This window comes from Xanthomonas sp. MUS 060, from assembly GCF_000963215.1.
In the GTDB taxonomy this organism is placed as follows: Bacteria; Pseudomonadota; Gammaproteobacteria; order Xanthomonadales; family Xanthomonadaceae; genus Xanthomonas_A.
This window is the reverse complement of the sequence record NZ_JZIM01000014.1, coordinates 1-12,722: the sequence shown is the minus strand read 5'-3', so window position 1 is coordinate 12,722 and position 12,722 is coordinate 1. Positions and strand designations below refer to the sequence as shown.

Genomic DNA, 12,722 nt, shown 5'->3' with positions numbered 1-12,722 from the left:
TGCGTTGAAATCCGGTGTCAATTGGCGGTAGCTTTGGCGGTAACAGCGGTCGTTACCGCACGTTGAGGCCAAGAGTTACCGCCATGCAGCTGACGGATACCGCCATCCGCAAGACCAAGCTTGGAGTTGCCCCGCTTAAACTGCGCGATGGCGGCGGCCTGTACCTGCTGATGCGGCCGGATGGTGCCCGCTGGTGGCGCTGGGATTACCGCCGACCGAACACCGGTAAGCGCAACACGCTGAGCCTTGGCACCTATCCCGATACCGGCCTTGCCGATGCACGGGATAAGCGCGACGCCGCGCGCAAGCTGCTGGCTGCTGGTGTGGACCCAGGTGAGCAACGGAAACGGGCCAAGGAGCAGGCGGCCATGGTGGCTCCCGCTGGGGAGACGTTCGAGACCGTGGCCCGCGCGTGGATGGCCCGCCAGACCGTCGCGCGCGTCACGGCGGAGAAGAATCGCTGGTTGCTGGAAACCTTCCTGTTCCCCGAGATCGGGCGGGTTTTTTTGTGCCCGTTAATCCGGTGATGTCCAGGGGTGTGCGTTGAAATCCGGTGTCAATTGGCGGTAGCTTTGGCGGTAACAGCGGTCGTTACCGCACGTTGAGGCCAAGAGTTACCGCCATGCAGCTGACGGATACCGCCATCCGCAAGACCAAGCTTGGAGTTGCCCCGCTTAAACTGCGCGATGGCGGCGGCCTGTACCTGCTGATGCGGCCGGATGGTGCCCGCTGGTGGCGCTGGGATTACCGCCGACCGAACACCGGTAAGCGCAACACGCTGAGCCTTGGCACCTATCCCGATACCGGCCTTGCCGATGCACGGGATAAGCGCGACGCCGCGCGCAAGCTGCTGGCTGCTGGTGTGGACCCAGGTGAGCAACGGAAACGGGCCAAGGAGCAGGCGGCCATGGTGGCTCCCGCTGGGGAGACGTTCGAGACCGTGGCCCGCGCGTGGATGGCCCGCCAGACCGTCGCGCGCGTCACGGCGGAGAAGAATCGCTGGTTGCTGGAAACCTTCCTGTTCCCCGAGATCGGCAGCCGGCCCATTGGCGAGATCACGCCCCGTGAGTTGCTGGATGCCCTGCGCGCGCAAGATTGAAGCCACCGGCAAGCTGGAAACTGCTGGCCGTGCCAAGATCAAGGCCGGCCAGGTGTTTCGTTACGCCATGCTGGAAGGCAAGGCCGAGATTGATCCCACCGCCAGCCTGCGAGGCGCGCTCAGATTGAAGCCACCGGCAAGCTGGAAACTGCTGGCCGTGCCAAGATCAAGGCCGGCCAGGTGTTTCGTTACGCCATGCTGGAAGGCAAGGCCGAGATTGATCCCACCGCCAGCCTGCGAGGCGCGCTCAAAACCGTAAAGGCCCGCCACCATGCCGCCATCACCGATCCAGTTAAGATCGGACAGTTGTTGCGTGCCATCGAGGGTTTCATTGGGCAACCCGTGACCCATGCGGCATTGAGGCTTGCTAAACCGTAAAGGCCCGCCACCATGCCGCCATCACCGATCCAGTTAAGATCGGACAGTTGTTGCGTGCCATCGAGGGTTTCATTGGGCAACCCGTGACCCATGCGGCATTGAGGCTTGCTCCTACCGCTGGTGTTCGTGCGTCCCGGTGAGCTACGGGCGGCGGAGTGGGGGGAAATCGACCTGGATGCCGCCATGTGGCGTATCCGCCCCGAGCGCATGAAGATGAAGGCGGCGCATCTAGTACCCCTGTCCAGCCAAGCCGTGGCGATCCTGCGCGACCTGCATGCACTGACCGGTGGTGGCCCCCATGTATTCCCCGGCCTGCGCCCGAACCGCCCTATGTCGGGTGAGCTACGGGCGGCGGAGTGGGGGGAAATCGACCTGGATGCCGCCATGTGGCGTATCCGCCCCGAGCGCATGAAGATGAAGGCGGCGCATCTAGTACCCCTGTCCAGCCAAGCCGTGGCGATCCTGCGCGACCTGCATGCACTGACCGGTGGTGGCCCCCATGTATTCCCCGGCCTGCGCCCGAACCGCCCTATGTCGGAAAACACCATCAATGCCGCGCTGCGCGCACTGGGCTATTCCGGTGATGAGATGACGGGTCACGGCTTCCGCAGCATGGCGGCGACGCGGCTTAATGAAATGGGCTGGAATGCCGACGCCATCGAGCGACAACTGGCCCATGCCGAAACCAACAAGGTTCGCGAGGCATACACGCACGCGGCGCAGTACCTGCCCGAGCGCATTCGTATGATGCAGGCTTGGGCTGATTACTTGGACGGCCTATGCGCTGGCGGCAATATCGTGCCCCTGAGAGCCACGGCTATATGATTTCTTGACTACGCCCCGCGCCAACATTGAGTGCGAGGATTTCTTGGCAGCATGGAGGTGCGCAATGACCGAGCAACCAAAGAGCCCGCTTATTTCTCTTTTGGCCCTGTCTGGTGGGCCAAATTTGGCCGAAGCAATTGAACACGAGAAAGTGGCAATTGAACGCGAGAAGATGGAAAAGGCCAGTCAGGAAGCTGAGGATCGTAGGTTTGAAAGTTATTGTTACAAACGGCTTGCACGAATCAAACGGTGGGGGATGACGCAGGAGAAGGAGACGCTAGCGGAGCATCTATCGCTCGCCGCGCTGCTGTTGATTGAAAAGAAAAAGACCGAACGCCATGTCGAGCGGGGAGTGAAGGCCCGCGAAAAAGTGATCGCGCGATGGGAGGCAATTAGCGCCGAAACAAAAATGCAGGAGGCTGCGATGAGAAGCGTGGCTGAGAAATACGTCGCTAGAGCCCTTGCCAACAGGGCTGACCGTAGGCGTGGCGCCGCTGCAAAATTGGCAAACGACAGGGACGGAAAACAGGCGGCCAAGGCTGCTGCACTTGAATTGTGGAAGGAGCGCCACGCAGGCAAGCATCCGACGCTGCGAACCGTCGAACAATTCGCAATTGAAGTCATGCGCCGCTGGCCGGTACTTACTAGCAGCAAAGTTATTTGCGGATGGTCTACCAAGTGGTCGAAGAGCGTAAGGGAAGGCCGTCCCCCAGCCTGCTAGCGCGCTTCCCAACGTGCTAGCGCACGGACGCAGCCCGGACTTAGAGAGATAAATCATTTGTCGGCCGAGGGCATCCAGCCCCATAGTAAGGCGGCCGATACATGACTAGCTCAAGTAACTATTTGCCCGCCACGGGCTTCCTGCGACTCCCCCAGATCGTCGGTCGCGCTGCCGATCCCGACACCAACACCACTGCTATCCCGGCACTGATCCCGGTTTCCCGGTCGACCTGGTGGGCCGGCGTGCGGTCCGGCCGCTATCCGCAGCCTGTCAAGCTGGGCGAACGCTGCACGGCCTGGCGTGTGGAGGATATCCGCGAGCTGATCGAACGCACTGCCACTGCAAAGGTGGCGCCATGACCCAAAAACGTCGCAGCCCGCGCAAGGCGGCCCACGATGCACACGCTGGCGCGCTGGGTGCATGGCGAGTGTACGGCCAGGCCGACAGGGGCGGCGCGTCCCTGCCGGACAACTGGCGCGACCGGCTGCCGGACCCTGCCGATTACTACCGCCAACATGTTGCCAAGCTGGGCAGACCGAATGGGAGCGGCTGGGCGCAGGGTGTTTCCCCCTTCCGGGATGAGCGTGAGCCGTCTTTTTCCGTCTGCCAGAGCAATCCGCGCGGTCCCTGGCGGGACTTCGCCACGGGCGAGACCGGTGATCTGGTGAGCTTCCACATGCGCCTGACCGGCAAGCCGTTCAAGGAAGCCGTGGCCGACCTGCTGGCTGGGGTGCGCCGATGAACGCGATTCCTGTTGAGACTCCGCATGCCGCCGCACCCCGCATCTTGGGCCGCTTCCTGGCCGAGGGCTACCTGCTGACTGGTCTACACGAATACCGCGATGCTCAGGGCAATCCGGTGTTCTGGCGCGCGCGCTGCAAGCACCCCGATGGCCGGAAGGAAATCCGGCCCTTTCGTTGGAACGGGACGCGCTACGTCCACGGCGAACCGCCCGCGCCACCGGAGGGCAAGGTGCTGTACAAGTTGCCCGAACTGCTGGCCGCCAATGTCGAGGCCATCGTCTACGTGGCCGAGGGCGAAGCCTGCGCCGATGCCTTGACCGCCCTGGGCCTGCTGACTACCACGTCCGGCAGTAGTTCCAGCGCCGGGGGAACAGACTGGACGCCACTGCGCGGTCGTCGAGTGCGCCTGTGGCCCGACAACGACGCGCCGGGGCGCAAGTATGCCGTCGATGTGGCCGAGCGATTGCGCGCGCTGGGCTGCACGGTGGAGGTGATCGACATTGCAGCCATCGTCCCGCCCTTACCCGATAAGGGCGATTGTGTGGACTGGCTGTCCGTCAACCTGGAAGCCGATGCAGTCGCGATAGGTTCACTGCCACTGTTGCAGACCACGTCGGATGCAGCGTGCGCGGATACATGCCACAGGTCACATGTCGAATTGATACGCGGCAACAGGCTGATACCTGAGCCAGTCAACTGGCTGTGGAACGGTTGGCTGGCCGCCGGCAAGCTGCACATTCTGGGAGGTCAGCCGGGGACAGGTAAGACGACCATCGCCATGGCGATGGCTGCAACCGTGACCATGGGAGAGAGCTGGCCGGACCACTCACCCAGCCGGCGAGGGAATGTGGTGATCTGGTCCGGTGAGGATGACGCACGCGACACACTGGCCCCGCGCCTGCTCGCCATGGGCGCGGACATGGCCCGCGTCTATTTCGTGCAAGGTGTGCGGGAAAAGGGCGAACGACGCGCATTCGATCCGGCGATAGATAGCGATGTACTGCAGGCGGAACTAGACAACATCGGTGACGTGGTGCTGCTGGTCATCGATCCCATCGTCTCTGCCGTGGCTGGTGACTCGCATAAAAACGCCGAGGTACGGCGTGGATTGCAACCGCTGGTCGATCTTGCCCAGAACCAACGCTGTGCCCTGTTGGGTATCACCCACTTCACCAAGGGCACGGCGGGCCGTGAGCCAGTGGAGCGCATTACCGGGTCGCTGGCTTTTGGTGCATTGGCCCGGTTGGTCATGGTGACGGCCATAACCCAAGCGAGAGACGGCGAGGCGGCCAAGCGGTTCCTGGCGCGAGCCAAGTCGAACATTGGCCCTGACGGTGGCGGCTACGTGTACGACTTGCAACAGGTGGAACTGCACGATTTTCAAGGCGTCATTGCATCCTCAGTGCGATGGGGCGCAGCCCTGGAAGGAACGGCGCGGGAGTTGCTAGACGATGCCGAGCGGCAGGATGACGGCCAGGGTCAGGATGCCGTGGGTTTCCTGCGCGAGCTATTGCGCGATGGGATGCAATCGGCGAAGGACGTGTATCGGGAAGCGGGCGAGGCAGGGTTTTCGGTCGATGCGATGAAACGGGCAAAGCGGAAAATTGGAGCGGTAGCGGTCAAGCGTGGCGGCCACTTTGGTGGTAGCAGGCAGGAATGGGCATGGCAGTTACCGGCTGACAACTGCACTGAAGGGAGTGAAGGGAGCGCGCAAAATAATGCGCCCCCTTCAACCCCTTCAGGCGATGAATGAAGCGCTCCCTTCATGGAATCAATGAACGCCATCGGGTTGCCCGAACTCCCCCGCAGGCATCGTGTCGCCATGGTGACGGATGGGCTTTTCACGACGTTGCTGCTTGCATGCATGCAGATCGAACGTGAAGCCGCCAACACAAAGCAAGACATCGGACGCTAAAGAATCTGGTTGCCAGTGTCGTGTTGGTACGAAGCGAAACTGTAGGAAAATTCCTACAGTAAGACAGTCAAATTCCATGATTTCCATGGCCTGCCAGCGACGAAAGACGACGCATGCCGGACGCGGAGCCAAGATGGCCGCTCACCCCGCGTGGCGCTTGAGCAGCGTCAACCCGGCACCGCGCTATCGCGATCACGTCCTGGGCAGTAGGCTGTCTCTCTCCCTTCCCACAGGTGAAACCATGGCTGTGCGACCTCTGTTTGTCACACCGTCCCGTGCAGCGCTTCCCCTACTGCTGACCGCCGTCTTCGCTCACTCTCTGACTGGATGTTCGCGCATGAACACGCCGACCAACGCTCCGATCAATCTCCCTCCTGGCATCCACCTGATCGGGAATCTTCCCGTCGATGCTCATGGCACCGTGCATATCGATACCAGTAAGCCGATTCCATTCGCCGACCATGCGTTCGGGGCGATGTGTTACGACACCTATGGCTGCAAGGTGCTGTACGACGGCAGATACGAGGCTAACGATCCCGACGATGTCAAACAAATCTCGTCAGCATCGCTAGGGAATGGCTACCCCGACAACCTTGATGCCCATACGATCGGCATCCGCAACTTCCCACACTTCCCCCCACCGGCCGAGGTGACATGGCGCTCCAAGGACGGCCAGCCGCACCATGCCCTGGTCGATCTTGAAGCCATCTTCAAGGACAAGGTGATTCTGCATCACGTGCCGCAGAATCAGTTGCCGCCGATTCTGCAGGCAGATATCTCTCCTCATATCATCCTGGAAGTGAACGACCGCACCATAAATGTGTATATGCGAGCAATGGTGTTCACAACGGTGTTGCAAGAGCCGGGTAACAAATATAGCGATTTTCGTGATGACCTGATCCTCGCCTACACCGCGCTCCCTTCATGGAATCAATGAACGCCATCGGGTTGCCCGAACTCCCCCGCAGGCATCGTGTCGCCATGGTGACGGATGGGCTTTTCACGACGTTGCTGCTTGCATGCATGCAGATCGAACGTGAAGCCGCCAACACAAAGCAAGACATCGGACGCTAAAGAATCTGGTTGCCAGTGTCGTGTTGGTACGAAGCGAAACTGTAGGAAAATTCCTACAGTAAGACAGTCAAATTCCATGATTTCCATGGCCTGCCAGCGACGAAAGACGACGCATGCCGGACGCGGAGCCAAGATGGCCGCTCACCCCGCGTGGCGCTTGAGCAGCGTCAACCCGGCACCGCGCTATCGCGATCACGTCCTGGGCAGTAGGCTGTCTCTCTCCCTTCCCACAGGTGAAACCATGGCTGTGCGACCTCTGTTTGTCACACCGTCCCGTGCAGCGCTTCCCCTACTGCTGACCGCCGTCTTCGCTCACTCTCTGACTGGATGTTCGCGCATGAACACGCCGACCAACGCTCCGATCAATCTCCCTCCTGGCATCCACCTGATCGGGAATCTTCCCGTCGATGCTCATGGCACCGTGCATATCGATACCAGTAAGCCGATTCCATTCGCCGACCATGCGTTCGGGGCGATGTGTTACGACACCTATGGCTGCAAGGTGCTGTACGACGGCAGATACGAGGCTAACGATCCCGACGATGTCAAACAAATCTCGTCAGCATCGCTAGGGAATGGCTACCCCGACAACCTTGATGCCCATACGATCGGCATCCGCAACTTCCCACACTTCCCCCCACCGGCCGAGGTGACATGGCGCTCCAAGGACGGCCAGCCGCACCATGCCCTGGTCGATCTTGAAGCCATCTTCAAGGACAAGGTGATTCTGCATCACGTGCCGCAGAATCAGTTGCCGCCGATTCTGCAGGCAGATATCTCTCCTCATATCATCCTGGAAGTGAACGACCGCACCATAAATGTGTATATGCGAGCAATGGTGTTCACAACGGTGTTGCAAGAGCCGGGTAACAAATATAGCGATTTTCGTGATGACCTGATCCTCGCCTACACCAAAACCTACTGATGGTGTTCTTGCCAGGGAGCATGTAATGAGCAACGAGCATAACGATGCAAAGACATGGCCGGATGAGGTGGAAACGTATCCAGCAACGGCGCAAGACTTGGCGACATATGCACACAGCCGCCATGTATTGGCGCAGTTCCATGCGCCGCTGCTAGAGCGCCAATCCTGCATCACGCTATCGCGATCACGCCCTGGGTAGTAGGCTGTTTCTCTCTCTTTCCATAGGTAGAACTATGGCTGTGCGACCTTCTTTTGCCACGCCGTCCGGTGCAGTGCTTCCCCTGCTGCTCACCGCCGTCTTCGCCCACTCTCTGACTGGATGTTCGCGTATGAACACGCCGACCAACGCTCCGACCAATGAACCGCCCGGCATCCACCTGATCGGGAATCTTCCCGTCGATGCTCATGGCACCGTGCATATCGATACCCGTAAGCCGATTCCATTCGCCGAACATACGTTCGGGGCGATGTGTTATGACACTTATGGCTGCAAGGTGCTGTACAACGACAGGTACGAGGCCAACGATCCCGACGATGTCAAACAAATTTCGTCGGCGTCGCTAGGGGGGCGCTACCCCGGCAACCTTCACGCCGGCACCATTGGCATCCGCAACTTCCCACACTTCCCGCCTCCTGCGGAAGTGACGTGGCGCTCCAAGGACGGCCAGCCGCACCATGCCCTGGTCGATCTCGAAGCCATCTTCAAGGATAAGGTGATCCTGCATCACGTGCCGCAGAATCAGTTGCCGCCGATCCTGCAGGCCGATATCTCTCCGGACATCATCCTAGAAGTGAACGACCGCACCATCAATGTGTATATGAAGGCGATGGTGCAGACGACCGTACTACAGAACCCTGACAATGAATATAGTGATGCACGCAACGACCTGATCCTCGCCTACACCAAAACCTACTGATGGCGTTCTTGCCAGGGAGCATGTAATGAGCAACGAGCATACCGATGCAAAGACATGGCCGGATGAGGTGGAAACGTATCCGGCGACGGCGCAAGACTTGACGGTATATGCACACAGTCGCCATGCGCTGGCGCAGTTCCAAGCTCCACTCCTGGTCAGTCAACAGAATCCGCACACCCGCTTGTTCGTGGCCTGTTTCGATGGCACCGGTAACGACAAGAACAAAGATCCTCAGCACATCACCAATATCGGCATCCTGTACGATCAGGTGCAAACGGCAGCAAAGAAAGGCTTTGAAAATATCGGTGGCTACTACGTCCCCGGCGTAGGCACCCAGGACGATGCATTGACCCGAATTGCCGACGGCGCCATGGGTTATAGCTACGGCCCACGGATGGAAGAGATGTATTGGAAGTTCATCAACCAAGCCAAAGACTGGAAGATACAAGATCGGCAAGCCGAAATCAGCATCGTATCCACCGGCTTCAGCCGTGGCGCGGTCACTGCGGCCATGTTCACGCGCATGGTCCACGAGCGCGGCATCCAGAACCCGATTGACATGAAGATCGACCGTGACTCACACGGCCAAATCCTCAAACTCACTCCCACGCATCCGCCGCTGGTGCCGCCTGGCCGCACCGCGCAGACCGTCGGCTTGCTGGACCCCGTCGCCACCGGCGACATGAATCTGCACGATGTGCGCTTGCCGCCCTCGGTGGTGTCGGGTTTGCAACTCACCGCACGCGATGAACGCCGCGATCTCTTTCCGGCCAAGGACATCTTGCATCCCGGCCATTCCCACGACGGGCGGGCGATTCCTCAATCTGGTCCATCCTGGCGCGCATTCGGATATCGGTGGTTCCTATCGGCTCGATGGTTTGTCGGTACGCAACGGCAATCTGTTGGCCGATTATGTCAACAGCCTCAGCGATAAACCTTTCCTGCAACCGCGCACTGTGCCCAGCGCGCCGGAAATGAACGTCATCCATCGCTCCGAACAGCACGGCTCCTATTACACCACCGGCATGGCGACGACGCTCGGGCATCGCGTGCATGTGCATAACCTGGATGGCACGGGCATTACCCTGGCCCCAAACGACGCCCAATCCCTGGATGCCGGGTTGCGCACACACCTGCCCATGCGCCCGGTGGTGGTGTCGCCTGAGCGCACCGATCCAGCGCTGCCGGCGTTCTTCCGGGATAGACCGCATCCGCATGCGTCAACGGCACCGCCGTTGCCGGCATACTTGCAGCAAGGCGCAATGCCACCCAAGGCTACCCCGCATGCGGCGGCAGAGCAGGCGAAGACAGTCGAAGCGCCGCCACGGGCACATTCGCCGGAATATCTGGTCGCCTTGGCTCGGATACAGCGCATTACGACGGCGATAGAAAACGGCGACATGGAAACCTTAAGCAAGTACAGTGAAGCGTTCACCAACTCCCCACGGGGCCAAGCCATCATGGCGAAGGCAAGCGCGATCGTGCAGCGGGAAGAACAGGAGCGCGCACGGCAGGAGGCACAACGACCACCGCGTGATCCGCGCGAAGCCAGCCATCCCGATCATGCCTTTAACCAAAGCATCCGCGCGCAGGTCGAGAGGCTGCATACACGCAATGGGATATGCCCGACGAACAAGACGCTCGATCACCTGACCGCAAGCGTGGCATTGAATGTGCGGGAAAGTGGGCTGACGCGCGTGGATCAGTTGCACTTCAACGCCGACAAAAGCGCCATTTTGGCCGAGAGAAAAAGTGATGGCTTCGACTTTCTGACCCGGTTCAGCAGCACGAACATCCAGCAAGCGATGCAGACTCCCCCCGAGCAGGCGTATCAACAGATGGCAGCTGAAACGCAACGTCAAGCGGATGCGCAGCAGATGATCCAACAACAAATTGCACAGTCCCGACAGGGGCCATCGCAAGGACGTTAACTGAGATTGACAAGAAGGATTACCTGCATGCACGACGACGAACAGGCCGATTTGGACATCCACATTGCGGCGATGATCAAGCGGTTCGATGCACGCTGCGACCTGATCGAACACCGTCTTGGCGCCTTGGCGGAGCAGTTGCCATCGCAGGCCCAGGAACATCTGGCGCGTTGGTTGCAGAGCGCTTCGGGTCAAGTGGAAAGTATCACGCGTACCGGACTGGAGCCGCCCCTCGCCGAGGCGCGAGACAGGGTGCAGGGGATTACCACGGCGGCGGATCAGACGGTGCGTGCATTGCAGCTCACCCGCCGCGACATGACCTCCATCGTGCGTTGGGTGTGGATCGGGGCCGGCGTGTCGTTGCTGTTTGCACTCGTGGCTCTGATGGGAACGTATAAAATGCTTTATGGCGATTACGCGACCCGTTATGACGCACTCAAGGTGCAGTTGAATTACATGGAGGCGATCAACCGCTCGGATATCGTGCCCTGTGGTGATGGTCGGTTATGCGTCAATATCGACGACAAGGCACCAAAGTTTGGCGACAAGAAACAGTATCGGCTGGTGAAGCCGAGGCCATAACGCCGACAATCTCATGGCCTGCTGCAGTGATTCGCATCAGTGCAGCGACGGAACTCGCTCGGGCCATCGAGGCGGTTAGCTCGGGCTCTCGCTATCTGGACAGCCGCATAGATCTGGACAGCATCAAGGCGCACCCTTGGATGTCGTTGACGTATGCAGATTGGCCAAGCTCGGGTTGCGCGATGGCAATGACCTGCTCACGTACCTCTACGTGAACGGGGGTGAACCCTGGGAGGTTCGGTACGCTTCTTGTCGAAAAGAAACTTAGGAGGATGAGATTAGATCGATTTATCGCGGGTATTAACCCAGGTGTGAGCAAGCATCGGTGAACCCGTGCTCAACGAGTATCTCCGCCAGTTCATGGCATTGGACATCAGTCAGGATAGGGAACAGCTGCGAAGACATCCGCGGGCTAATGGTACATGCGTTGTTGCCGTTCCAAGTGGCGGACGTGATCCCCAGTGCAGCCCAGAATCGTGCAAGCCGGAGGTCCCCGGTGCACAGTCCAAGCGTTCCCGGCCTCAATAGCGCGCTCACGGCAAGCATCTCGACTGCGCGCACGTCCGACAACGCATTGTGCGCGGCCATGGGGCCATACTTCGGTTTAGGCTTGATGACACCCCTGGCCGGTGACGCGGCTGCCTCGGTCGCACCCTCGTATAAGCAGGAAAGGGTGGCAATGAGTACAAGCGAGGCGCCTAGGCGCCTACGTTGCGCCGCGTCGAAGATACGGTTCCGGATCGCGATGAGTTCGCGTCGCTGGTGTCGTTCGGCGATCTCGGGGGCGATCTCGCACAGGAAGTCCACCTCCGCGCTATGTCGCGCGTGCAGGCCGACGACATTCTGGTATATCTGTAGGAAGTCGTCGTCCTGGTGCCGGAAGATCCTGGCGCTGCGGAAGTACGCGCCGATCTTCTCGCAGGAGCGCCGGTACTCGTCCTTGAACTCGTCTAGCGTCGGAATCCGTCTCTTGTTGCCCTCGAACGCACACAGCACAGGGTTGATCGACTGGGTCGGCGTGTCCAGGAACTTCAGCCACCAGCGCATGGCGGCGTCGCGCGGGCTGTCCGGTTCACCGCGAAGCTCTCGGCCGATCCAGCTGACGACGTTCCGATCGAGCATGTGGATGACCGCGCTGGTCATGGCCAATGGCGAGACGCCACCGGGGACCAGCGAATAGACAGTGATCGGATGCCTGAATTTCAGGGTCATCGACAGCTGCAGGGTGGGTTCCGAAGTCACGTGTCTCGGGTTCGCCAAGGAGAATGACGAGCATGTCTAACAGTATGCAGCCGACAGGTTGTCAACAACAATCTCAAACTGACCCACTGTAATGCGACGTCCCCCGCCTTGAGTAGCGCTCGGGTTTAGAGTCGGGGGTTGATGATATAGCTGTTGGCCAACTGTTGGGCATAGGCAGTCGGTGTCATGCCGCCGATCGCTTTCTTGGGCGGTGCTCGTTGTAGTCGCGTCGCCAGTTTTCGATCTCGGTGGACTGGCCTCCCTTTCGTAGACATTCGTGACCTCCCCCCTATAATTTGGGCCGGCCAGAACCAGAAAATTCGGCGACACTTAGGCCTAAGGAGGCCCGTCGCCATGAAGAAGTCAAAGT

General features: G+C 60.0%; 13 protein-coding genes and 3 pseudogenes. 13 read left to right on the top strand and 3 right to left on the bottom strand.

Annotated elements, in window-relative coordinates; genetic code table 11:
* Positions 1 to 83: 83 nt before the first annotated feature.
* Positions 84 to 428: pseudogene (locus XANALMUS060_RS12460) on the top strand (Arm DNA-binding domain-containing protein); the annotation flags it as partial.
* Positions 429 to 622: 194 nt separating this feature from the next.
* On the top strand, positions 623 to 1,099 hold the full coding sequence (locus XANALMUS060_RS18685) for an Arm DNA-binding domain-containing protein (protein WP_255352373.1): 477 nt from the start codon (positions 623 to 625) through the stop codon (positions 1,097 to 1,099).
* Between the two features lie 60 nt (positions 1,100 to 1,159).
* On the opposite strand, the gene XANALMUS060_RS20970 is transcribed toward XANALMUS060_RS18685, so the two are convergent.
* Positions 1,160 to 1,450 carry a hypothetical protein gene (locus XANALMUS060_RS20970; protein ID WP_162484719.1) on the bottom strand — a complete coding sequence of 97 codons (291 nt, stop codon included), beginning with the start codon at positions 1,448 to 1,450 and terminating at the stop codon, positions 1,160 to 1,162.
* A 363-nt stretch (positions 1,451 to 1,813) separates the two neighbouring features.
* Between XANALMUS060_RS20970 and XANALMUS060_RS18680 the strand changes: the two are divergent.
* From XANALMUS060_RS18680 to XANALMUS060_RS22085, 11 genes and pseudogenes are all read left to right on the top strand, one after another.
* Positions 1,814 to 2,302 (top strand): annotated as a pseudogene (locus tag XANALMUS060_RS18680) (site-specific integrase); the annotation flags it as partial.
* Between the two features lie 64 nt (positions 2,303 to 2,366).
* On the top strand, positions 2,367 to 3,023 hold the full coding sequence (locus tag XANALMUS060_RS12445; RefSeq protein ID WP_045738701.1) for a hypothetical protein: 657 nt from the start codon (positions 2,367 to 2,369) through the stop codon (positions 3,021 to 3,023).
* 101 nt (positions 3,024 to 3,124) lie between these two features.
* Entirely contained in the window at positions 3,125 to 3,382 is a 258-nt protein-coding gene (locus tag XANALMUS060_RS12440) for an AlpA family phage regulatory protein (RefSeq protein WP_045738700.1), read from the top strand.
* Complete coding sequence (locus XANALMUS060_RS12435; RefSeq protein ID WP_045738699.1) at positions 3,379 to 3,765, top strand: CHC2 zinc finger domain-containing protein; 387 nt, start codon at positions 3,379 to 3,381, stop codon at positions 3,763 to 3,765. The genes XANALMUS060_RS12440 and XANALMUS060_RS12435 overlap by 4 nt, the downstream gene beginning before the upstream one ends.
* Entirely contained in the window at positions 3,762 to 5,519 is a 1,758-nt protein-coding gene (locus tag XANALMUS060_RS12430) for an AAA family ATPase (protein ID WP_152640495.1), read from the top strand. The genes XANALMUS060_RS12435 and XANALMUS060_RS12430 overlap by 4 nt, the downstream gene beginning before the upstream one ends.
* Before the next feature lie 499 nt (positions 5,520 to 6,018).
* Positions 6,019 to 6,618: a hypothetical protein gene (locus tag XANALMUS060_RS12425; RefSeq protein WP_045738698.1), complete on the top strand. Its 600-nt coding sequence runs from the start codon at positions 6,019 to 6,021 to the stop codon at positions 6,616 to 6,618.
* A gap of 474 nt (positions 6,619 to 7,092) precedes the next feature.
* Positions 7,093 to 7,680, top strand: a complete 588-nt coding sequence (locus XANALMUS060_RS12420) for a hypothetical protein (RefSeq protein ID WP_045738697.1) — start codon at positions 7,093 to 7,095, stop codon at positions 7,678 to 7,680.
* A 329-nt stretch (positions 7,681 to 8,009) separates the two neighbouring features.
* Positions 8,010 to 8,597 carry a hypothetical protein gene (locus XANALMUS060_RS12415; protein ID WP_045738696.1) on the top strand — a complete coding sequence of 196 codons (588 nt, stop codon included), beginning with the start codon at positions 8,010 to 8,012 and terminating at the stop codon, positions 8,595 to 8,597.
* Positions 8,598 to 8,622: 25 nt separating this feature from the next.
* Positions 8,623 to 9,531, top strand: coding sequence for a DUF2235 domain-containing protein (locus tag XANALMUS060_RS22090; protein ID WP_152640494.1), 909 nt, complete (start codon positions 8,623 to 8,625; stop codon positions 9,529 to 9,531).
* On the top strand, positions 9,476 to 10,528 hold the full coding sequence (locus XANALMUS060_RS12405; RefSeq protein WP_045738695.1) for an XVIPCD domain-containing protein: 1,053 nt from the start codon (positions 9,476 to 9,478) through the stop codon (positions 10,526 to 10,528). The genes XANALMUS060_RS22090 and XANALMUS060_RS12405 overlap by 56 nt, the downstream gene beginning before the upstream one ends.
* A gap of 27 nt (positions 10,529 to 10,555) precedes the next feature.
* Positions 10,556 to 11,110 (top strand): hypothetical protein, encoded by a 555-nt coding sequence (locus XANALMUS060_RS22085; protein WP_235430477.1) that lies wholly within the window; start codon positions 10,556 to 10,558, stop codon positions 11,108 to 11,110.
* A gap of 300 nt (positions 11,111 to 11,410) precedes the next feature.
* Here XANALMUS060_RS22085 and XANALMUS060_RS12395 read toward each other — a convergent pair whose 3' ends face one another.
* Complete coding sequence (locus tag XANALMUS060_RS12395) at positions 11,411 to 12,322, bottom strand: hypothetical protein (RefSeq protein ID WP_152640493.1); 912 nt, start codon at positions 12,320 to 12,322, stop codon at positions 11,411 to 11,413.
* Positions 12,323 to 12,477: 155 nt separating this feature from the next.
* Positions 12,478 to 12,602 (bottom strand): annotated as a pseudogene (locus XANALMUS060_RS19895) (integrase core domain-containing protein); the annotation flags it as partial.
* Positions 12,603 to 12,722 lie beyond the last annotated feature (120 nt).